The sequence below is a fragment of the Chlorobium sp. KB01 genome, from assembly GCF_001975465.1.
Lineage (GTDB): Bacteria > Bacteroidota > Chlorobiia > Chlorobiales > Chlorobiaceae > Chlorobium.
Map to the genome: position 1 here is coordinate 26,242 of NZ_MPJE01000045.1, position 21,527 is coordinate 47,768.

At 51.2% G+C, this 21,527-nt stretch carries 16 protein-coding genes; 8 read left to right on the forward strand and 8 right to left on the reverse strand.

Annotation, left to right across the window (positions count from 1 at the left end):
• Positions 1-16 precede the first annotated feature (16 nt).
• The 3 genes from BOO20_RS04960 (at position 17) to BOO20_RS04970 (ending at position 2,522) form a co-directional block, all read left to right on the forward strand.
• Positions 17-1,342: a dihydroorotase gene (locus BOO20_RS04960; protein ID WP_076791049.1), complete on the forward strand. Its 1,326-nt coding sequence runs from the start codon at positions 17-19 to the stop codon at positions 1,340-1,342.
• A 120-nt stretch (positions 1,343-1,462) separates the two neighbouring features.
• Positions 1,463-1,657 carry a hypothetical protein gene (locus BOO20_RS04965; protein ID WP_006366652.1) on the forward strand — a complete coding sequence of 65 codons (195 nt, stop codon included), beginning with the start codon at positions 1,463-1,465 and terminating at the stop codon, positions 1,655-1,657.
• A 94-nt stretch (positions 1,658-1,751) separates the two neighbouring features.
• Positions 1,752-2,522: a bifunctional 2-polyprenyl-6-hydroxyphenol methylase/3-demethylubiquinol 3-O-methyltransferase UbiG gene (locus BOO20_RS04970; RefSeq protein WP_076791115.1), complete on the forward strand. Its 771-nt coding sequence runs from the start codon at positions 1,752-1,754 to the stop codon at positions 2,520-2,522.
• Between the two features lie 12 nt (positions 2,523-2,534).
• Here the strand turns inward: BOO20_RS04970 and BOO20_RS04975 are convergent, their stop codons facing one another.
• The 3 genes from BOO20_RS04975 to BOO20_RS04985 form a co-directional block, all read right to left on the reverse strand.
• Complete coding sequence (locus tag BOO20_RS04975; protein WP_076791051.1) at positions 2,535-3,527, reverse strand: SDR family oxidoreductase; 993 nt, start codon at positions 3,525-3,527, stop codon at positions 2,535-2,537.
• A 96-nt stretch (positions 3,528-3,623) separates the two neighbouring features.
• A complete protein-coding gene (locus BOO20_RS04980) occupies positions 3,624-4,667 on the reverse strand; it encodes a BMP family protein (RefSeq protein ID WP_076791053.1) in 1,044 nt (347 codons plus the stop codon).
• 142 nt (positions 4,668-4,809) lie between these two features.
• Complete coding sequence (locus BOO20_RS04985) at positions 4,810-5,628, reverse strand: SDR family oxidoreductase (protein ID WP_076791055.1); 819 nt, start codon at positions 5,626-5,628, stop codon at positions 4,810-4,812.
• 607 nt (positions 5,629-6,235) lie between these two features.
• Between BOO20_RS04985 and BOO20_RS12720 the strand changes: the two genes are divergently transcribed.
• Together BOO20_RS12720 and BOO20_RS04995 are read left to right on the forward strand one after the other, a co-directional pair.
• A complete protein-coding gene (locus BOO20_RS12720; RefSeq protein WP_233120886.1) occupies positions 6,236-6,652 on the forward strand; it encodes a C40 family peptidase in 417 nt (138 codons plus the stop codon).
• A 104-nt stretch (positions 6,653-6,756) separates the two neighbouring features.
• Positions 6,757-7,434 (forward strand): hypothetical protein, encoded by a 678-nt coding sequence (locus BOO20_RS04995; protein ID WP_083694561.1) that lies wholly within the window; start codon positions 6,757-6,759, stop codon positions 7,432-7,434.
• A 117-nt stretch (positions 7,435-7,551) separates the two neighbouring features.
• Here the strand turns inward: BOO20_RS04995 and BOO20_RS05000 are convergent, their stop codons facing one another.
• The 4 genes from BOO20_RS05000 to recC are packed head-to-tail and all read right to left on the reverse strand — an operon-like array spanning position 7,552 to position 16,975.
• Complete coding sequence (locus tag BOO20_RS05000) at positions 7,552-8,328, reverse strand: DUF4239 domain-containing protein (RefSeq protein WP_076791056.1); 777 nt, start codon at positions 8,326-8,328, stop codon at positions 7,552-7,554.
• A gap of 39 nt (positions 8,329-8,367) precedes the next feature.
• Entirely contained in the window at positions 8,368-10,146 is a 1,779-nt protein-coding gene (recD, locus tag BOO20_RS05005; protein ID WP_076791058.1) for an exodeoxyribonuclease V subunit alpha, read from the reverse strand.
• The gene (recB, locus tag BOO20_RS05010) at positions 10,143-13,763 is read right to left on the reverse strand and encodes an exodeoxyribonuclease V subunit beta (RefSeq protein WP_076791060.1); all 3,621 of its coding nucleotides are present in this window, start codon (positions 13,761-13,763) and stop codon (positions 10,143-10,145) included. Before recB ends, recD begins: the two co-directional genes overlap by 4 nt.
• Positions 13,760-16,975, reverse strand: coding sequence for an exodeoxyribonuclease V subunit gamma (gene recC, locus BOO20_RS05015; RefSeq protein WP_076791061.1), 3,216 nt, complete (start codon positions 16,973-16,975; stop codon positions 13,760-13,762). The genes recB and recC overlap by 4 nt, the downstream gene beginning before the upstream one ends.
• A gap of 525 nt (positions 16,976-17,500) precedes the next feature.
• On the opposite strand from recC, the gene BOO20_RS05020 reads away from it, so the two are divergent.
• Positions 17,501-17,785 carry an HU family DNA-binding protein gene (locus BOO20_RS05020; RefSeq protein WP_255372200.1) on the forward strand — a complete coding sequence of 95 codons (285 nt, stop codon included), beginning with the start codon at positions 17,501-17,503 and terminating at the stop codon, positions 17,783-17,785.
• A gap of 80 nt (positions 17,786-17,865) precedes the next feature.
• Here BOO20_RS05020 and BOO20_RS05025 read toward each other — a convergent pair whose 3' ends face one another.
• Positions 17,866-18,084, reverse strand: coding sequence for a cold-shock protein (locus tag BOO20_RS05025; protein ID WP_076791063.1), 219 nt, complete (start codon positions 18,082-18,084; stop codon positions 17,866-17,868).
• 718 nt (positions 18,085-18,802) lie between these two features.
• On the opposite strand from BOO20_RS05025, the gene BOO20_RS05030 reads away from it, so the two are divergent.
• Positions 18,803-19,969: an NADP-dependent malic enzyme gene (locus BOO20_RS05030; RefSeq protein ID WP_076791065.1), complete on the forward strand. Its 1,167-nt coding sequence runs from the start codon at positions 18,803-18,805 to the stop codon at positions 19,967-19,969.
• Positions 19,970-20,129: 160 nt separating this feature from the next.
• Positions 20,130-21,386: a DEAD/DEAH box helicase gene (locus BOO20_RS05035; protein WP_076791066.1), complete on the forward strand. Its 1,257-nt coding sequence runs from the start codon at positions 20,130-20,132 to the stop codon at positions 21,384-21,386.
• Positions 21,387-21,527 lie beyond the last annotated feature (141 nt).

The window sequence follows — 21,527 nt, forward strand, 5'->3', positions numbered from 1 at the left end:
TTATTGAACCGGAACCATGAGTTATATTTTTCAGCAGGCCCGTCTGCTCAATCCTCTTGAAAAGCTTGATCGCACCGGAACCATAAAGGTCTCCGATGAGGGTATCATTGAAGCGCTCGCCTTCGATAATGAGACGCTTCCCTCTTCACCCGAAGACCGGATTGTTGACCTTCGGGACCAGATTCTCGCTCCGGGCCTTTTTGATATGCACTGCCATTTCCGTGAACCCGGACAGGAGTACAAGGAGACGCTTGAAAGCGGTTCGGAAGCCGCAGCTGCCGGAGGTTTTACCGGAGTCGCCCTGATGCCGAACACAAAACCGGTTATAGACAGTCCGCTTGGCGTCGCCTATATCCGTCATCACGCCGCAAATCTGGCGGTAGATCTTGAAGTTGTCGGCGCGATGACTGTTGAGAGCCGCGGCGAGCATCTTGCCCCTTTCGGAAAGTTCCGATCCTATGGCGTAACGGCCGTATCCGATGACGGAACGGCTATTCAGAGCAGTCAGATCATGCGGCTCGCCTTTGAGTATGCATCAAACTTCGATCTCCTCATCATCCAGCACTGCGAAGACAAATCCCTTACCCAGGGTGCGGTTATGAATGAAGGTGTTTTTTCAGCACAACTCGGCCTGAAAGGCATTCCGGACATATCCGAAGCCATTACCCTCGGAAGAGACCTGCTGCTGATGGAGTACCTGCAGAAGCACAAACTGCATGAACCGCTGAGAAAACCGCGCTATCATGTTGCACACATCAGTACCGGAGCTGCGCTTGATCTTGTGCGCAAGGCAAAGCGCGATGGACTGGCTGTGACCTGTGAAGTTACACCCCACCATTTCACCCTCTGTGATGAGTCGCTCTTTCAGGCTGAAGATAAAGGCAACTATCTGATGAAACCGCCGCTCGGCTCCAGGGAAAATCTTGAAGCCATTCTGCAGGGGCTTGCCGACGGTACGATTGATGCCATTGCCACAGACCATGCCCCGCATGCATCACATGAAAAAGAGTGCCCCCTCGACCAGGCTGCGTTCGGCATTATCGGACTTGAAACATCGGTTGGCCTTACCCTGACAGAACTGGTGGAAAAGAGGATTATCACCATCTCTCGGGCCATTGAACTGCTCTCGGTCAACCCGCGCAGAATCATGAAGCTCAAACCGATTCTTTTCGCGCCGGGCGAAGTTGCCAATTTCACCTTCATCAATCCCGAAAAGGAGTGGAGATGCACCCCGGAATCGATTCACTCCAAATCATCAAACACCCCCTTTCTTGATCGCACATTGAAAGGAAAAGCCAGCGGAATATTCCACAAGGGGAAGCTTCTCTTTTCGGAACCGTAACTGCACTGATTCCTTTATACAGATTACTTGCTTCCGGTTATTATTTTCATTACTTTCTTGTTCATTTTTGGAAAAATCTTTTAGTACCGAGTATTAACAACAAGAACTAACGCACACGTCATGGCAAAGAAACAAACGTTTGGAGATAAAGGCAAAAAAACCGGTGTCAGCGACTTCAAAATGGCCAAGCTTGTTTTTTCCGTAAAATCAGAAAAGAGCAATGCATGGAAATTCGTTGAAAAACATGTCAGAATCCCGAATGGCGAGAATGAACAGCCTATTCTGGCAAAAGCCATCAGCGATTACGCAAAATAATTGCCCGGCAGATCAGTTCAGGGCATTGCATTTGATGCCCTGCACTCCCTCCTTTTCCCGTCTCTTTTTCACCGCCATACCCGAGAGTTCCGATATGCAGGGAACAGAAAATCCATCAGCGTGGTTCGAGGAGTGGTTTAACCATCCCTTCTACCTACAGCTCTACAGTCACAGAAACAGGGATGAGGCCGAACGCTGCATCCACACCATTCTCTCTCTGACAGAACTTGACCGTAAGCCCTGTCACTCGGTTTCCGTCCTTGATATTGCCTGCGGAGCCGGCCGTCACGCCCTTGAATTTGCCCGTCTCGGCTACCCGGTAACCGGAAACGATCTCTCCCCTTTTCTGCTTGAAGAAGCCAGAAAAGAGGCAGCGAGCGGCTGTCTCAACGTGCAGCTTACCGGCTGCGATATGAGGGAGATCAAGGAGCAGGAGCGCTTTGATCTTGTGGTACAGCTCTTCACCAGTTTCGGTTACTTCACCGCCAAAGAGGAGGACATGCTGGTTCTTCAAAGGGTATATGACGCGTTGAAGAGCGGAGGATGGTATGTGCTCGATCTGATCAATCCCATCCATCTTGAGCGGACGCTTGTTCCGCATTCATGCAGGATGGCTGGCGATCTGACGGTTAATGAGAAGAGGAGTCTGGAAAACGGAAGAATCACCAAAACGATCACCATCACCTCCCCTGCGGAAGAGAGGCTCAACTTCACCGAATCAGTGAGAGTCTATGCAAGAGAAGAGATAGCGTCGATGCTGAGTGAAACGGGATTTTCACTCAGTACGATTGCCGGTGACTATGAGGGTTTCCCGTTCGAAGCAACAGTTTCGCCGAGAATGATGCTCTTCTGCCGCAAACCCTGAACAGGCAAATCTCTACAGCAGATTCCGATCGCGATACCATTCATAGGCATTTCGAATACTGTGTTCGTGCGGCTCAAACCGCATATTTAGCTCACAAATTGCCTTGGATGAATCAAAATAGAGATACTCGGATGCAACCCTGAACATGGAGAGGTTGAAGAGCTTCGAGATACTGTTTTTATTCTTGTACAGATCAAGAATCGACTTCAGTATCCTCGCCATCCAGAAGGGCAGCGGAAAATGGATTTTCGGCGCTCCGGTAATTCTTGAAATCGTGTCGGCCAGCTGCTTGTAGGAGACATTTTCCCCCCCGATAATGTAGCGCTCGCCCGTTCGCCCTTTTTCCATCGCCGCGATGATGGTCTCGGCCACAATTTCAACATCGACAACACAGATGCCGCCAAGCGGGTAGAAAGGGAGTTTCCGGTTGTAGACATCCTTGATTATACGTCCGGCATTAAAGTTTATATCACCGGCGCCAAAGACGAATGCGGGATTGACAATAACACAGTCAAGTCCTTTTTTGACGGCAGTTGCCACCTCAACTTCAGCGATATGTTTCGTTCTGGCATACTCCAGGCTGATGGAGTCAAAATTCCAGACAACCGATTCGTTCACCGGTTTTTTGTCAAATGCTATGCCGACGGCCGTTATGGAGCTGACATGAATAACCCGTTTAACTCCGTTAGCAAGGGCAGCGCGCAGAATATTTTTCGTCCCGTCAACATTGATTTTGTAAAGCAGTGCATTTTTCTTGTCGCCCATATAGGTAAGGCCCGCAGTATGATAGACAAGATCGATCCCCTTCATCGCCTCATTAATCGAGTCGCTGTCTGTTATATCGCCATAGATAAGATGAATGCGATCCAGGACATCAGAGAGTGAAGTCAAATCAGAAGTTTTTCTGACAAGGACAAAGATTTCATCAGATGAGGCTGCAAGCTTGATAACAAGACGGGAACCAATGAAACCGGTAGCTCCGGTTACCAGAATTTTTTTATTCACGAATCAAACGCTTCAAAATAATTAACAAACCTTCATTTCTCTGTTCTGCACAATGCTGATAACCGGCCATTCCGGAAGCGTTTTTTGTGCTGCTCCTCACTGTACGGTACCGTTCTCATCAACTGAAATTTCGCCGCTCACGATTTTATTACGAAGAGTCTCTACTTTTTCATGATTTGCCGCTCCGATCAGAGCTGAATTCTTCTCATTGTAGACGTAATCGGTATAGCGGTCGGCCAGTCCGAAAACAGCAACCGATCCGCCTTTGAACGAGCCATCAAGAGCACGCTCAACCGTTTTCAGAACAGCACGATCGACAGCCTTGATCATGCTGCTCAACACAAAACCCGGAGCATCCGGCTCCTGATCCCTGTCAGTGCAGATAACAAGCTTCCTCGTCTCTCGGGCAGCTTCAATGACGCCAAGACCGCTCGCTCCGGCAGCTTCATAGATGATATCGGCGCCCCTTGCAAACTGGCCAAGAGCCAGCTCCTTTCCCTTTGAGGGGTTGGCAAAGGCGCTCCCGGTCATACCGATATAGCCGGAAATAACCTTGACACCTGGATCAACCGCATGAACACCCGCAATAAAACCGGTCTCGAATTTTTTAATAACCGAAGACTCCATTCCGCCAATAAAACCGACTGTTTTTGTTTTGCTCGCCAGTCCCGCCAGCACGCCTGCAAGGTATGAGCCCTTCTTCTCCTCAAAGACAATTCCCTGGAGATTAGGAGGAATAGCTGCTCCAGGCTTGCTGATATAATCGATACATGCAAATTTCTTGTCCGGGAATTCAGCCGCAATCCTTGTGATATCATCACTGAAAAGCAGACCGACACCGATTACCAGATCAATATCCGGATCCGAAGCCATCTGGCGCAGCGCTGCTTCACGATCAGCTCCCTCTCCCTGTGGTTCAACATAGAGAAACGTAATACCATGCTTTTTTTTGGCCATTTCCAGACCATTGTATGCTGAATCATTGAATGATTTATCCCCTCTTCCGCCTATGTCAAAAACAAGTCCAACCTGCAGTTTATCACCCGATGAGCTCTCTTTCCCCTGTTTTTCATCTGTTTTACCAGAACAGCCGGAGAGAAGAAGAAAAAAAGTGAGCAGATAAGGAAGCAGATGTTTCATTGGAGTGGATGAAAAAAGGTTGAAACTGCTTTTAACTTGCCGTTTTCATGGCCTTGAAAATATGAAATTTTATCTCCATTTAAAACCCTGCAGGAACAGATGCCTGTTTTGACCAATACTTCAGCACGTCCTGCAAACCAGTTTATACGGTGGTTGACTTCGACATACCGGCTATGAGCTTCAACAGGGTAAACGCAAGCGGCCGGTAGCGGAGCTCTCCATCAGGGTCTCTTACATTACGGATTTTCGGCACCAGTACCGCGGCAACCCTTTCCGGCTCTTCAGCAATGAGTTTCAGAATCCGCTGCGACGAAGCCGGTGCATCGACGAGCAAAAGGTCCGTCAATACCGGACCGGGGCTTAATTCATGAACGCCGATACCTGTTTTTCCTGCGCTTTTCAACTCTTTTGCAAGAAAACGGGTTAACTCCGCCACCCCCCTTTTCGATGCCTTGTGAGGAACAGCACTTCGGGAAAATGCGGCTCCGGGAGAAGAAAAACCCATATTGAAGATATGATAGCGCGCTTCGCCTGACAGGGGCTGACGATCCATAAGCCGGACCGCTTCAGCACAGAGCAGAAGCGAACCGCTCATATTGGTTGCTGATGTCTCAAGGATATCGGGCAGCTCCAGCTCCCATAACGGACGCTTCAGGCGGCCCGCAGTTCCGGCGTTGTTGATCCATCGGTCTACCTGACCGAGGCGCCCGGCGGCAAACCCGGCAAAACTCCTTACATCTGCCGGATCGGCAACATCACAACGGAACCCGTAAACCTCACGTTCCGGGAAGGATTTGTTCAGGGAGCAGATTGCCCGCTCCAGTCGCTCCTGATTGCGCCCGCAGAGAACGACCCGGTCTCCGGCCGAAAGAAATGCTTCCGCAAAAGCATAGCCCAACCCTTTGCTGCCTCCGGTGATGACAATACCGAGAGAGCCCGGTTCTCTCTTCTCTTTATACATAGCGCTGATCCCTGTATCGCATAGAGTTTCACCTGTTACGCCCTGATCGCTCCTGTCAGGCAGACACACGCCTGTCGCCGATCAGGAGTTTACGTCGTTTTGCTCTTTTTGGATAACGAAAAGAGGGTACTATCCATTCATGCCACCTCTTTTTTTTTGTTCTGAAACCCCTTTCCCGTGTCGCTCCCGCCCGGTCGGGCCTCCGGCTTCTGTACTCCGCTCATTTTTGTCGGGCTGCTCACCTCTATGAAAAGCGATACCCTTTATCGGAACAGTTAAAAAATATTCCTCCGCATTCGCTAAAACGTTAGAATCTTTGCTGATATATGCTTATAATTAAAAATATGCACTTTATCAGCAAGACAGCCGCATCTTAACCTAAAATAAAAGGCTATCGCGTATGCCACCTGAACAGAGTAAGCGCTCACCGTTTCGTGTGATTTTCCCCCTGAACACATTCTCCAGATTACTGCGTATTGCTCTCCTCAGCGTCACCGTTGCCGCTGTGCAGCTGCCGTCAACGGCTCGTAGCGAGGTCACTTCCGACATCGCTCAACGGCAGGTGCCGGATCAGAAATGCGAGCAAACCTGCAGGATTTCGAGTACCATGCAGAAATTTTTTGTCCATGTCACCCAGTATTTCGGAACCCGCTACCGTTCCGGCGGTCAGACTCCCGCAGGTTTTGACTGTTCGGGTTTCGTTCGTTTCATGTTCAGCAAGGTCTTCAACATGGAGCTCCCCCGTTCTTCAAGAGAGATGGCCGCAATCGGCAATAAAATCGCAAAAAATGAGCTGCAACCCGGCGATCTTGTGTTTTTCCAGACATCCGGCAGCCGTATCAACCATGTCGGCATCTTTATCGGCAATGATACCTTTGTTCACTCCTCCCTTACCAAGGGGATTACCGAAGACCAGCTCAAACAGAACTACTACGAAAAACGGTTTGCCGGTGCTGTTCGCCTGTTTGATGTCTATTCGGGCATAAAGCAGAAAAGCGCCAGTATCGATAGCGAGCCATCCTGATATCCCCCGCTTCATCCTTGCGGGGATATCGGCTCCTGTGATAACAGCGATGACAATGAGCTAAAACCAACAATACTCATCTTTCAAACATAACCGTTACGATCATGAAAAAAAGAGTGATGAAACGGGCAGTGCTTGGGAGTCTGCTCTCTTTATGCCTCTCTCCTGCTGCATTCGCCGATACCGGTGATGTCGCCGGGACACTCAAAGGCGGAACCTTAGGGCTGGGTGCTGAAGTCACCGTCGGCCTTACCTCCTCCATCAATGCAAGGGCGGGATTTAACGCCCTGAACTATGACGGAAGTAAAACAGAGAGCGATATCAAATATGATTACACCCTGAAGCTGCAATCCATTCCGCTGCTGCTCGACTGGCATCCGTTTGATGAATCAGGTTTCAGACTCTCATCGGGTGCCGTAATCAACCGCAACAAGGTGAATGCTACCGGCGCCCCCCAGGGCACCTACACCATTGGAGGAACATCCTATACCGCTGCGCAGATTGCCACACTCAGCGGTGATGTTACCTTCAACAACGTTGCTCCCTATGCCGGAATCGGCTGGGGAAATGCTGTCGGCACTGACAGCGACCTCTCCATAGCACTTGACCTTGGTGTCGTCTTTCAGGGAACACCAGGCGTTTCGCTTGCGGCAAGCGGCCCTATTGCCACGGACGCTACCTTCAAAACCAATCTTGCCAAAGAGATCACCGATCTTGAGAGTAACATCAAAAGTTTGAAGTACTACCCAGTTATCTCTCTCGGATTGGCCTACAAGTTTTAATCTCCGCTCCGCTCTCAATGCATCAGGGGAGATCTCTTCCTTCTGATGCATTGAGACGCTCTGCCCTTCGCTCCTCCTCCGGCCCGACATCATTACACCATCGAATAATGAACCGCTTCACTGGCACAGATACCCCTTGAAATGCGCCAGCTGTTCAATAAATGGTTCAGACTTGACCCTGATGATCCCCTGGTACGGATTGTCAAACGCAACAATCACCAGCAGTACCAGCGTAATGATACAGGCAAGAGCGCCGACCATCAATGACTGTGCCATGGAGTTACTTGTGCCGAAAAGAAAACTGAAACCGATGGTGACTATACCGCCGATAATCATGACACTCCACATAAATGGCGGAATTACCCCCTCCTTTCCGGCCAGAATTCTCTGGTTTCTTGCATCGCTGAAATCATTGAGGTTTGAAACAATCTCCCGGTACCAGATGCTCTCATATTCATTCTGCGGTCTGAGCTGCAGAGTGAAATCAAATATCCGGTGAACGGAGCGGAGTGCTTCAGGACTTGAATTGCCTTCAGCCATCATCGGCCACTCCTCATTGATAACCCGTGTAGTGTAGGTGATGATCTCCTCCTGGATCGCAACAGCCTCCGGCCTTCCGCTGAAAACCCTTACATCTCTGAATACCGATGCCATGTAGCGAACCTCTTCATGCACCCTTGACTCTGCATCCCGATACAACTCCCACTCCACAATCACAACAAAAGCCAGAAGGACAGCATAGATAACCCCGACAACGGAATAGATAAAACCTGCGACATCATTATGCTTTGAGAGTTCCGCCTCCCCGAAACGCCAGCGGACCATCATCATGCAAAAGATCGAGCAGAACATGACAAAAGCTGTAATGCCGGCAATAAACAGAATGTCGTTCATCTCGCGTGATGTTTATTGTTCAGAAAAAAGCGCATTTCTTTATGTCATCATCAACAACCGTTTCCACTCTTCCCCCTTTTCCTCATGCAGGAGCGCATCGGTCAGTCCCGAGTTGCGCACACTCTTTTGGCTGACAGCTGAAGTAAAGAGCGCTTCATCTCCCCAGATCTCTACACCGGATCGCGCCCTTGTTATTGCGGTATAGAGCAGTTCTCTGGTAAGAATATCGGAGCGTGCCGGAGGGAGAATCAACAGAACCCTCTCGAACTCGGAACCCTGGCTCTTGTGAACGGTCATGGCAAATGCGGTCTCATGCTCCGGAACTCTTACGGGAGCCAGCTTTCGCATTCCCCCCTCAGCCGCGGGAAAAAATGCACGCAGCTCACCCTGACTCTCCGGATCGGGAAAAAGAATTCCGGTATCTCCATTGAAAAGCTGAAGTCTGTGATCATTAGCTGTAACCAGAAGAGGCCTGCACCGGTAGTCCGGTCCGGTAGCGGAAATCAGATTCGCACGGCGAAGAATCCTCTCAATATCCCCGTTGAGGCCGCTGACACCAAACGGACCGTCGCGAAGCGCACATACTATCCTGAAACGTTCGAACCGCTCAAGCGCCTCTGCAGGTGTCGTAGCTTCGGTGTAGCTTCGATATCCATCAACAATCTTTTCGGGCAGCGCTCTGTTCAGCTCTTCACGGGAGGTGAGCTGTTGCCATGAGAGCGTACCCGGTGGACTGCTTTTCAAGAGATGCATGGCATCCTGCCCTCTGCCGACATTGATCAGTCGGCTCAGCTCTCCGATACCGCTCTTCTCGCTGAAGCGGAAATTTTTTTTCAGCATCACCATTGAGCGGCCAAGCGGCGAAGCAGCGTTCATCTCTCCGGCAGTGCAGATATCACCAAGCACGGCCCCCGCCTCAACCGAGGCGAGCTGGTCCCTGTCGCCAAGCAGGATGAGGCGGGCTCCCGGCCTGAGTGCTTGGAGAAGAGCATGCATCAGAGGCAATGCAATCATGGAGGCCTCATCCACGATGACAAGATCATAAGGGAGCCGGTTTGAGGCTCCATAACGGAAACTGTGTGAACGGAAAGCTGTTCCGAGAAGACGGTGAATGGTAACAACGCTCTCGGGGATGGCACTCCTGACACTCTCGGAACAGTCAAGATCACGACGGATATCGCTCACCGAAGCCCTGAGTCTTGCTGCGGCCTTGCCTGTAGGAGCAGCCATGGCAATGCGCAGATTCAGCCCCCCCTCCTGCATAAGCAGCAAGGCAAGAATCCTGACCACGGTCGATGTCTTGCCGGTGCCCGGTCCCCCGGAAATAATGCAGAGCTGCCGACGAAGGGCTATTGCTGCGGCTGCTTTTTGCCGGTTCTCCTCCCCTGGCAGGGCGTCAGTGAAGAGGCGCTCAAGTGATTCTGCAAGAAGCTCCTCATCGACACTCCCTGCCGTACCTTCCGCCTTTTCAAGAAGTGCAACGGCAAGATCATGCTCATATCGCCAATAACGATAGAGATAGAGGCGATTTTTTGTGTCAAGTATAAGAGGACGAAACTGCCCCGGAACCCCTGTTGTAGAGGCATGCATCAAGAGCTCTCTCAACCCGGAGAGAGCGGGAAGATCAAAGTTTTTCCCCTCAACGGTGAGGCTCTCTCCGGCAAGATCTTCAAGATTGAGGCATATATGACCGTTTCCGGGAGCATTGCTTGCCATGGAAACCAGCAGGGCAAACAACTCCTCATCGTTTCCGGCAATACCAGAGATAAACCGGGCAAATTGGCGGTCAATCAACCGTTCATGAAACTCTCTGTTCACCGTTCATCCTCCCCGTCTTCAATAAGAATATCCGTCAATGCCTCAATCAGCCCGGCGGAGGGCAGGTCCCGGAAAAACCCGGCTGACTCCCCCTCTTGCGGGCTGACCCCGCGCAAAAAAATGTAGATGACCCCTCCGAAATGTGAAGCGTAGGTATAGCCTGCCACCCGAAGAGCAAGATAACGGTTCAACGCTACGATATAGAGCAGATACTGGAGCGGATAGAGATTCTCCTGCATGGCTCTTCTCAAGGAGTCACTGCGGTACTCTTCAACACTATTGCCAAGATGGTTCGATTTCCAGTCAAGCAGATAGTAGCGTCCCTCATGCTCGAACACCATATCGATGAACCCCATAAGCATCCCCTTGACCTCCCTGAAATCGAGCACTCCTGCAACGGAGAGAAGATCAACACCTTCTGAACAGGCGCAATAACGCTTCAGCACTTCACCGAGCGCTTTGGCGCTCACCTGCCTGAGCGGAAAGAAAAACTCCAGCTCCGTTACCCAGCTTCGGGGCTTGAGAGCGCCCAGCGTGAAAAAGCCGTTTCCCGTAGAGAGCGGAGTGTTGAGGGTGTCGGTGATCATCCGTAAAAGAACAGGGAGCCACTCCCCTGCATACCCGTGTCGGGCGAGACTCTGCTCAGCAAGGAGCGCTATCGACTCCCCGGAGGGTGAGGCAAAATCAAGCTTTTCAAATATTGAGTGCATCATGATCCCCGCTCCCGCTCCGCGTGGAAACGAAAAAATGCTCCGCTCTCCATTCAGCTGTGGCACGGCCTGCACCATTGCCCCCTCCCGATCATCCCGGTCAGGAAGTTCAGCCGCTTTAGGCTCATGACGGCTGAAGGAGGTGAAACTCGAAACCCGCCATAGACGTTCGATCTGACCTCTGAAGGAGTGCACCACAGGAGTATACATCTCCTCTCCGCCAGAAGCGGGAAGGTGCTTCATGGGCAGAGCTTGAGCCGCTTCAATCGTGCGAACCCCTATCGAACCCCCGGAGGCTTCTGCAAGCGCGGTGAGCTGCATGGCCATCTCCCCGGCACCGAGAGCGCGTATCGATTCGGTTACCGCCCTCACAAGCACGGGCGAACGTTTTGCCTCTTCCGAGGCGTGAAACAGATAGGTCAATGGTGAGAGGAGTGTGCTCTCTTTTTTCCGTCCGTCAACAACTCTGGCACTGAAAAGATAGCATCGGTACTTTGCCCTTGTCAGTGCAACATAGAGAAGCCTGAGGTTTTCAGCCAAGGCCTCTTTTTCGGCAGCACTCCGGTTCTCAGCAATGGTGCCTGAACCGAAATCCTTTACCAGCTTTCCCTTTTCATCATGGAACTGTACAACATCCTTTCCGGCATTGATCCCGCCGAAGAGGAATGGCGCGAACACAACCGGATACTCAAGTCCCTTGCTCACATGAACAGTGACAATTCTGACTGCCGCCTCATCGCTTTCAAGTCGTATCTGGTACTCGTCGGCACTCTCCCCTGCGGCAATCCGCTCACTGAACCATGATGCAAGTGCTTCAATACCAAGCCGCCGCTCCTCTGCCTCCCGATGCAGCAGTTCAAAACAGTGCAGCACGTTGGTCAACCGGCGTTCACCGTCGGAAAAGCGTAAAAGACGGGCGCGAACCGCTTCATTACTCATGAACTCACTGGCCATTGCCATGAAACCCCGTTCAAGCCAGATTCGATGGTAACGGTGAAAGCGCTCCAGACAGGGAATCCAGAGGGTCTCATCACGATTCAGGCGGTCAATATCGTTACCCGAGAGGCCGAGGATATCGGTCACCAGAGCCGTCCGCACAAGAGTTTCAGCGCCGGGATCGGAGAGTGCTGCGAGCAGAATACGAACCTCCTCGGCCTCGCTTGAAACAAAGATGCTCTCGTCACTCCGCATTACTCCGGAAATTCCCCTTGAGCGCAGTGTTGATTGCACCATGCGAGCCTGACGGTGCGTACGGACAATAACGGCAATGTCGCCGGCATTCAGGGAACAATCCGGAGGAAAGGAGCTCCCGTTGAAACCGTCAGAGAGCAGTTGCTCAATTTCAGATGCGCAGGCCTCGGCGGCAAAACGCTCCGCACTGCCGGTCGTAAAGGTGCCGCTCTCATTTCCGGGATCCATCAGGCAGATCTGCATCGGCCGCTCCCCTGCACCCTCCTGGCGTTCAACAGCACCGGACGCCTCCCGGCTCTCTCCGGGAGTGAGCGGATGATAGACAATGCCCTCAAAAAGAAAAGGGAGGCGCTGCTGATGAAAAATGGTATTGAAGGCATCAAGCAGTGAGGAATCGGAACGCCAGTTTGAGGTCAGGGTAAAGCGCCGGTTCTCCTCTACCTCTTCGGCGGCCCTCAGGTAGGCAAAAATATCTGCCCCCCGAAAGCTGTAGATCGCCTGTTTGGGATCGCCAATCAGAAAGAGCGGCGCACCGGAACCAGCGTAGATCTTTCTGAAAATCTCATACTGAACCGGATCGGTATCCTGAAACTCGTCAATCAGGGCGGCCCTGTACTGCGTGCGGAGTACCGAGGCCAGCTCTTCGCTGTCGAGCGCATGATAAAGGTCAGCAAGCAGATCATCGAAAAAACGAACATTCCTTGCCCTCTTGCGAAGCGGCATATTCTCGTGATAAAAGACTATCAGTTCGAACTTCAGGGCAACAAAGCGCTCGAAAACCAGCGCGTTCAAGGATTCGCATAGCTGAAAAAGAGGATGCTGAGGAGCACTGCCTTTGGGTTTGGTGCCTCCCGCAAGCCCGCTCTCTGTGAACTTCCCGAAGCCGGTGAAGAGGTCATAGGGATTTGCAGAGCGTACAAAGCGCTCCATCGAGTCAAAAAGATCCGGCAGCAGATCAGCCCGATAGTTATCTGCCGAGCGGCTGAGCCCCTTGTCGGTCTGAAGCAGAAGCTGCACATTCAGCGCCTCATCCCGCCAGAGATCTGAAATCTCGTTGAAGCGCTGCATGCATCTCTGTTCGATCGACAGAATCTCCATCGGAGTGAATTGCGGAACAATCTCACCACCTCCCGAAGCGTGCACCCCTTTGAGGAGTTTCATGAAGCTCTCGGGAGAGCTCTTCTGCTGCAGGACAAAACCGAGAAGATCCGGAGTGTCAGAAAAAAAATGGTGCCGCCAGAAGTCATCGACAATCTCCCGCAACAGTTCACTCTCATCAGTTACAAGCTCGGTGTCATAGAGCGAACCGCTTTCAAAGGCATTCTCCTGCAGGGCTCGCAGGGAGAAGCCGTGAATGGTAAATATCGCGGCCGTATCGAAAGCGGCAAGAGCCTGTTCGAGCACCCCCTTCTCCCTTCCGGTTCCGGCCTCCCGGGCTCTCGTTGAGATCTCGGTCAGGAAGGGATCACCGGTGCCGGCTCCCTCCAGAACATCCAGCCCCTCGCGTATCCGGCTTCGAATCCTTGAGCGAAGCTCCTGCGTAGCGGCTTCGGTATAGGTCACCACAAGGATCTGCTCCGGCAGCAGCCAGGACTCCAGAAGAAGGCGAAGATAGAGCGATGCGATGGCATAGGTCTTTCCTGTACCGGCACTGGCTTCGATAAGATTCATTCCGGCAAGTTCAACACTGCCGAGTTCAAGCTTTTTCATACTCATGCCCTTTCTCCACTGGCCAGCATGGGAAGAAGCAGCTCATCGGCGATGGTTCTGAAACGATCAGTGAACGGGGGCTCGGAACCGAAGCATCGCTGAATTGCCGGATCGGCACCCTCACCGCTTGAGAGGTAACCCGCACTCCACGCTGTGTCAGCCGCTTCAAACCGGATGGCATCATCCTCTCCATATTTTCCGGCCCATGCAAGCGATGCCCCCGGAAAAAATGGCAGCGGCTCTCTCTGACCCTCCCAGAAGTAGTCGAGCACTCTCTCAAGAAGCAACGGGGCATCCTGAACCGATCGGTATCGTTTTGCCTTATCCTGCATCACCAGCACACTCTCATGCGGGTAACCCTCCGGTGCAACGACATTGAGCACCAGATGTTCAATCCAGCTCCGTATCTGATCTCTCGGCTTCATGGATGCACAGCGCACCTGCATCCGGCAGGAGGCGGAAAGCCGCTCAAGAGAACCGGTGAGCCGGAAAGTACCAAGCTGAAGCTCTGCATTGAGCGGGGCAAGAGGCGCTCCTCCTCCGGTTTTCTTTCGCACCACTCCGCCAAAGGCCTTTACCTCATCAACCATCTTCCGGAACACCATCTCGCCGTTCCGGGCAGGAGGAAGGAGACCTCTGGCGCGAAAAATCGGCAGCAGACGTTCGGGATTGCCTCCCTGAAGCTCCTCGCCGAGCAGCTCCTGCTTCATATAATAGCCGTCAAGCCCGCCGACAGAGAAGGGTTCCCGCTCTTCAAGCGGCTTGATTGACCCTCCGAATCGTATCCCGAGGCGTTCGGAAAGAAAAAACGCCGCCGGGTTATCATAAAAACGGATCAACCGGTCAAGGGAAACGGTTTTATGCTCTTCGGAGAGCACCTCTATCGGCTCATCAATAAAGGGAACGGAGCTACTGCCTGCTGAAGCAAAACCCGCAAGCGCCTGAAAGTTCTCCCGTGAATAACTGAAAAGAGGTGACCCCTTGGTAAAATATGCCGCATTGAAGGCCTGGAGGCGATGGCGGACAACAAGGCGCTTTTCAGCACGCTCATTGCCGGAAAAGAGGAACCCCCGCTCTATGGCATCGAGCAGTTCGCTTATGAGCACGGAGGGGGGAATTTCACTGTTATCACGAACACTCTGACCCACATAGCTCAGGTAAAGCCGATCACGGGCGGAAAGGAGTGTTTCAAGAAAAAGGTATCGGTCCTCGCTCCGTTTCGAGCGATCCCCCCGGCGGGGCTCCCTGGCGATAAGGTCGAAGCCCGGAGAACGATCCTGACGTGGAAATGCCCCGTCATTCATGCCCAGCATGGCAATAACCCTGAAAGGAATGCTCCGCATCGGCAGCATGGAGCAGAAGGTTATTGCTCCGGTCATAAACCCCAGACCGTGCTCCTCCTGTTCAAGATTCATCCGCATCCAGGAAAGCATCACCGCAGGCTGAACCTCCCCTGTAAAACGGGATTTCGGGCCAAAGTCGCTGATTGTGTTCACCACGCCATGAATGGCCGCAAGTTCTCTTTCGGACTCCTCATCGGCCTTGATAAACTCATTGAGCATGGCAAGAAAGAACTCCTGCCACTCTTCAAGAGTACGCGCACTCCTGATCCGGATTGCAAGCCTTTCAATGGAATCGATAAAACCGGCAAGGATTCCGAGCAGTTCAATAACCCCTCCCTCCATATCTTCACAGGGAAGAATTCCTGCAAACAGCTCGCCGCTCTCCGGCATGGCGCAGCCCAGAAGGAGACGGTCAAGACCGGCCCGCCACGAGTTCTCCCGGTATGCGGGAAGATCCCTTGCCTCCCGGTCCGATTCGTTGATACCCCACCTGATGTTCGTTTCCTCAATCCACTCCCGTATGGTTTCCAGGCCGCTCTCTTCAAGGTTGAATCTTCGGCTCACCGGTGGAGTGGAGAGCAGGTCAAAGAGCTGCGGCGCCGTCATGCGGCTCCCCTCGATATCGAGCAGTTTGAGCATCGATGAAGCAATCTCACCCTCATTGAGAAACGTGCGATCGGCGATGGTGTATGGCAGAGCCGGAACCCCCTCTCCGCTCCGGCCAAAAACCGTTGAAATATATGAAGAGTAGGCTTCAACATCCGTCAGCATCACAAGGATATCTCTGGGTTTGAGACCGGGCAGTTCGTCAAGCATGAACAGCAGGTTATCATGCAAAACCTCAATCTCTCTGAGCGGGCTGTGACAGGAGTGAATCTGCACGGAGCGATCCACTGCATCAACCTTACGCCGTACGCCATCCGATCCCGCATCAGCGAGATTGAGCATATCTGACTGCACGAGATGGAGAAGCGAATCCTCTCCCGGATCAACATAGAGCTCCTCCTCTACGACGGCATCATCGTTCAGCTCAAGAACCATCCCGGAAAAATCGCGGCCAATGGTGCCAAGTGAAGCAAGCAGCGGATTGCCTTCGGTATGCAACGCCTTTTCGGCAGCAGGCATCCCGGCAACCCTTCTTCTGGAGACAATATCACCCCAGTACTCCTTTGTAGGGCTCAGGATAAAAAGATTGACGTCAACGATTTCCGAAACCGCAGAGAGCATCTCCAGATAAAATCCGGGAAGAGAGGAGATACCGAAAAAAGCGATCCGTTCAGGAAAGCGGGCAACGTGACCCTGGCGGCTTCTGATCTTTCTGCAGAACTCATCCTTCAGGCTCCCCCGGTGTTTTCCGGAAGCCTCATCCACCAGCTTACGCCACAGTACCGCCTGCCACTCCCCGGCCCCGGAATCCTCCATCACCTCCCAGCCTGCAAGCAGGTCGGAGCGAAAAAGGGTGTACTGGTCAAAGGTATCGGCAATTTTACCGGCAAGCTGGAAGCATTTCAGACCGTTCCGGTCATCGGCAAGATAGGTTTGAAGCGGCCTGAAAACCTCAAGCTCTGTCATCTCCCCGAGAAGACGGATAATTTTCCAGGTCATCACCTCCTTTGAAAACGATGAACTGTCAGGTTGATCGAGCTGCATACACTCAAACAACCCGGTAACCATTGCATTTGGAAAGGGATAGTGACCATTGGCCCAGACTCCGAAACGACTGGCAAGCTCCATTGAAAGCCAGCGCTGCATACCCCTGCTCTGCAGAACGATCATCTCGCTCTGCAATGCAGAGGTCAACGGCTTGCCAAGCGTATCGCCAAGAGCAGCAACCAGAACTTCCATCCGGTTGCTTGTGTAGAGATTAAGTGGCATGGAGCAGGTTCAGGGGGTTTATCAGTTCAGAATGCACAATAACCACTTAAATTCATCACTTCTTGACCTTCAGCATTAAACGGCAGTTACCGTACTACGATGGGCAAGGGAGGAGAAGCATACAAAGCAAAATCTGCTCATTGCCCGGCCATCTCACTCCGCTTGTATCAGCATAAAAAATAGATCACTTTGCACAAAATTGATGCTGAAAATATGGTCTGTATAACAATATTTATGGAAAAGGTATAAAATAATGGCAGGTGCGGCGTATTGGTTGCGTATAACGACAGCGTGAACTTTGAAAGTTTATATATATTTTGGTTTATTTTATAATCAGCGAGCACAATCACAGCATCAATGACGCTGCCGCTCCTCTCTCAAAACCGGTTTTGCAACAAACGAGCAGCGGATTATGCTCAGGGAATGAGGATCAGCCCGCTCCTGCACGTTCATAACAGAGGTACTGACACAATAGGTAATCAACCAATTTGACCTGATACATGCTTTTTCCTTAACCCTAAAAATATACACCCTATGTCTAAAGCCGAATTAATCGAGAAAATTGCCGCGCAGGCCAAACTGACCAAAGCAGATGCTGACCGGGCTCTCACGGCCTTTATCGGTATTGTAAAAGCCTCTTTGAAAAACGGTAACGATGTGCCACTTGCCGGTTTCGGCACTTTCGCAACTGTAGACAGGGCTGCTCGTCAGGGACGTAATCCCCAGACCGGCAAAACCATAACTATTGCCGCAAAAAAAGTGGTAAAGTTCAGACCCGGAAAATCGCTGAAGGATGAAGTTGGCGGTTAAGAGGAGCGTTTTGCAGTTTTTATAAAAAAGTCCATCATGCAACGAGGCATGATGGACTTTTTTTTTGCGGTGTTCAGCGCTCAGGAGGCGATGGAGATCTCTTTGACATACCTGGCCTGCAATCTCTGCTTGGAATCATCAAGCTCAAAATCCACTTCAGCATCCTGATTGAGAAACTTGAAGCGGTGTACGGAATCAATGGTGGAGTAGTGAACAAAAATATCCTCTCCCCCGTCAGGATTGACAATAAAGCCGTACCCTTTTTTGCCATCAACCCACTTTACGACACTTTTTGCCATAAGAGTACTATTTCAGATTGAATGAAGTCTATTGAACCAGCCCATACCCTACAGGTATATCCCGCTTGCTCAACGAAGAGCGAGCTGAAACAGGAGCTGTACGATCTGCTGCGGGAAAAGAGCGCTTGAGCATACCGGATGCTCCTCATACCGCCCCCCTGGTGCTTCAGCAGGTTGTGCGTAACGTTGATCGCTTAAAATTGACGATAAAAACGAAAGAAGTAAATACCGGCAATACGGCATATTGCATACCATATTCATTCAGTAGAGCATGGGCTATTGAGGATAAACCCCGCCCATCATCAACAACGAGAGTGGTCACGCTATAACGAAAAATACGATTTACGCCATTATCGCGCAAGCTTTACGTACTCACACGGCTGTAAAAAGAGCTATAAACAAAGCCTTTCGTGATGGAATACCCTGTCAGCAAACGGCGCGACTGAATTCTGACGTACTACCCGCCAAAGGGAACGTTTAGTGGCGGATTCTTGTAAATTATTGTAGGACAACGAAATATATGTTGAACTAATTTATTTGGATCAAACACGTTAAGAACGAGAAAATAATCTATATTGCCCTGCCTTTCATTCACCCTTTCCGCAGGTACGTTATTTTTTGGAAAGCTTGAGGGCTTTCAGAGAAATACTCAGTACGAGAGCTGAATTCACCACATTTACCTTTAAATCTTCACAGGAAACTCGAGTTCCTGAACAAAATGAACTACTCCAAAGAGTCAATTGCACTGCACCTCAAATCAAGAGGTAAAATCGAAATCCGATCAAAGGTCAGCCTTAAAACCAAAAACGATCTCTCTCTGGCCTACACTCCGGGAGTTGCTGCGGTCTGTACTGAAATCGGTCATGATAAAACCAAATCCTTCACCTTGACCAACCGGGCCAATCAGGTCGCGATAGTCTCCGACGGAACAGCTATACTGGGTTTGGGAAACCTCGGGCCTGAAGCCGCCATGCCGGTAATGGAAGGCAAATCCATAATCTTCAAGTCATTCGCAGATATTGATGCCATCCCCCTCTGCATAAACTCTACCGATGTCGACGATATCGTTAAATTCTGCAAGCTTATCGAGCCCAGTTTTGGAGGTATCAATCTGGAGGACATTTCCGCTCCGCGCTGTTTTGAGATCCTTGAACGGCTTGAAAACGAACTCTCCATTCCGGTTTTTCATGACGACCAGGACGGAACAGCCATTGTCACCCTTGCGGCAATGATCAATGCCTGCCGTGTAACCGGCCGTAATCTGAATGAACTCCATGTGGTCATCAATGGCGCCGGTGCTGCAGGTATTGCAATCGCAAGGCTCCTGATCTATGCCGAAGTCAAGGATGTTGTGCTCGTTGATACCCAGGGCGCTATCTACGAAGGCCGGCCGGGAATGAATCCGATCAAACAGGCCATTGCCAGAGTCAGCAACAGGGCGAAGCATAAAGGTGATCTGCAGAGCACCATGACGGGTGCTGATGTTTTTGTCGGAGTATCAAAAGGAAACATCGTGACCGAGAGCATGGTAAAAGGGATGAAGAGTGAGCCGTTCATCTTTGCCATGGCAAATCCTGCTCCTGAAATCATGCCTGATCTCGCATTCAGGGCCGGAGCATCCATTGTCGGCACCGGACGATCCGACTTTCCCAATCAGGTCAATAACGCCCTGGTCTTCCCCGGACTCTTCAAAGGATTGCTGAAGACGGGTATCAAACAGGTCACTCCGGAGATAAAAATGGCTGTAGCCTCCTCAATCGCCGACTCCATCAAGCCTACACACGACAAGCTTATGCCGACAGCTTTCAACAAAAAGGTTGTCGAGAATATTGTTGCCGTCATTTCTGAAATCTCGCTGAACAGCGTCATTGCTCCGGTGGCCTGAAAACAATCCGGAAGAGGTTCTGCTTGCAGACTGTCGTCACCTGTTCAGATGACCGTCTACAGTGAACCGGTTATGCGCAACCTCGGAATATGTGGTGGGCATAACAACCATACATATAGTCGAAGTTACCATAACGAACAATTGAACAATTATTTACCATATGCAATTTCACTCTTTGGACATTATAGAGCCAATTTTAAAATCGCTTCAGGAAGAGGGGTATACAACCCCGACCCCGATACAGGCCGAAGCGATTCCGATTATACTTCAGGGCAATGACCTTCTTGGCTGTGCCCAGACAGGTACAGGAAAAACAGCGGCGTTTGCCATTCCGATTCTTCAGCTGCTGAGCGAGAGCCATAGCAATGAGAAAAAACGGAAAATCAGAAGCCTTATTCTCACCCCGACCAGAGAGCTTGCCATCCAGATCGGTGAAAGCTTCAGGGCCTACGGTCGTCATACCGGACTGAACAATACGGTCATCTTCGGAGGGGTCAATCAGAACCCCCAGATTTCAGCCTTGAGAAACGGAGTCGACATTGTTATTGCCACTCCGGGCCGACTGCTTGATCTCATGAATCAGGGATTTCTCAATTTGCGGGATGTTGAAATATTTGTGCTGGATGAAGCTGACCGCATGCTCGACATGGGTTTTATCCACGACATCAAAAAAGTACTGGCCGTACTGCCAAAAAAGAAACAATCCCTCTTCTTTTCAGCCACACTGCCGCCGGAGATCGTCAGGCTTGCGGGCACCATACTGCATAACCCTTCCGAGGTCTCGGTAACCCCGATATCGTCAACCGTTGATATCATTCAGCAGCACATCTATTTTGTTGACAAGGGAAATAAAAACAGCCTTCTGGTTGATATTCTCAAAGATCAGAGTATTAAAACTGCTCTGGTCTTTACCCGCACAAAACACGGGGCTGACAAGGTCGTTAAATTCCTGTCGCATCATAATATCCGTGCCGAGGCCATTCATGGTAACAAGGCACAGAATGCCCGCCAGCGAGCGCTGTCGAACTTCAAGAACCAGACTACCCGTGTTCTGGTGGCAACGGATATCGCCGCCCGCGGCATTGACGTTGATGAACTGGAGTATGTGATCAACTTTGAGATCTCAAATATTGCTGAAACCTACGTCCACCGCATCGGAAGGACAGGAAGAGCCGGAGCAAAAGGCACGGCATACTCTTTTTGCGATGCCGAGGAGAAAGAGTACCTGCGGGATATTGAAAAACTGATCGGCAAAAAAATCCCCGTTATTGACAATCACCCCTTCCCCCTGATCGATCATAATCCGGTCAAGGCACCGAAACAGAACGGGAGAGGGAATTCAGGCCACCCCGGTCCGAAACCTCCGGCCAAAACTGCGCCGAAACGCTGGTCATCCAGACCGGGACGCACCAGGTAACCCTCACCACTGGAGCGCTCCTCATGAAAAGAGGCGTAATCCCCGGTATCGAATTTTCCGAAATCAGATGCCGGGATACCTCTTCTCCCCCACCCCTCTCCTCTCTGTCCTAATGCCGGTCTGAGAGCAGGTGCATGGTCT

Bases quoted from the DNA above. Each gene is read 5' to 3' on its own strand.
- BOO20_RS04995 (WP_083694561.1), top strand. From the start codon at position 6,757: ATGAAAAAAAGAGTGATGAAACGGGCAGTGCTTGGGAGTCTGCTCTCT.
- recB (WP_076791060.1), bottom strand. From the start codon at position 13,763: ATGAGTATGAAAAAGCTTGAACTCGGCAGTGTTGAACTTGCCGGAATG.
- BOO20_RS04970 (WP_076791115.1), top strand. From the start codon at position 1,752: ATGCAGGGAACAGAAAATCCATCAGCGTGGTTCGAGGAGTGGTTTAAC.
- recC (WP_076791061.1), bottom strand. From the start codon at position 16,975: ATGCCACTTAATCTCTACACAAGCAACCGGATGGAAGTTCTGGTTGCT.
- BOO20_RS05030 (WP_076791065.1), top strand. From the start codon at position 18,803: ATGAACTACTCCAAAGAGTCAATTGCACTGCACCTCAAATCAAGAGGT.
- BOO20_RS05000 (WP_076791056.1), bottom strand. From the start codon at position 8,328: ATGAACGACATTCTGTTTATTGCCGGCATTACAGCTTTTGTCATGTTC.
- BOO20_RS04965 (WP_006366652.1), top strand. From the start codon at position 1,463: ATGGCAAAGAAACAAACGTTTGGAGATAAAGGCAAAAAAACCGGTGTC.
- BOO20_RS12720 (WP_233120886.1), top strand. From the start codon at position 6,236: ATGCAGAAATTTTTTGTCCATGTCACCCAGTATTTCGGAACCCGCTAC.
- BOO20_RS05035 (WP_076791066.1), top strand. From the start codon at position 20,130: ATGCAATTTCACTCTTTGGACATTATAGAGCCAATTTTAAAATCGCTT.
- BOO20_RS04985 (WP_076791055.1), bottom strand. From the start codon at position 5,628: ATGTATAAAGAGAAGAGAGAACCGGGCTCTCTCGGTATTGTCATCACC.
- BOO20_RS05025 (WP_076791063.1), bottom strand. From the start codon at position 18,084: ATGGCAAAAAGTGTCGTAAAGTGGGTTGATGGCAAAAAAGGGTACGGC.
- BOO20_RS04980 (WP_076791053.1), bottom strand. From the start codon at position 4,667: ATGAAACATCTGCTTCCTTATCTGCTCACTTTTTTTCTTCTTCTCTCC.
- BOO20_RS04960 (WP_076791049.1), top strand. From the start codon at position 17: ATGAGTTATATTTTTCAGCAGGCCCGTCTGCTCAATCCTCTTGAAAAG.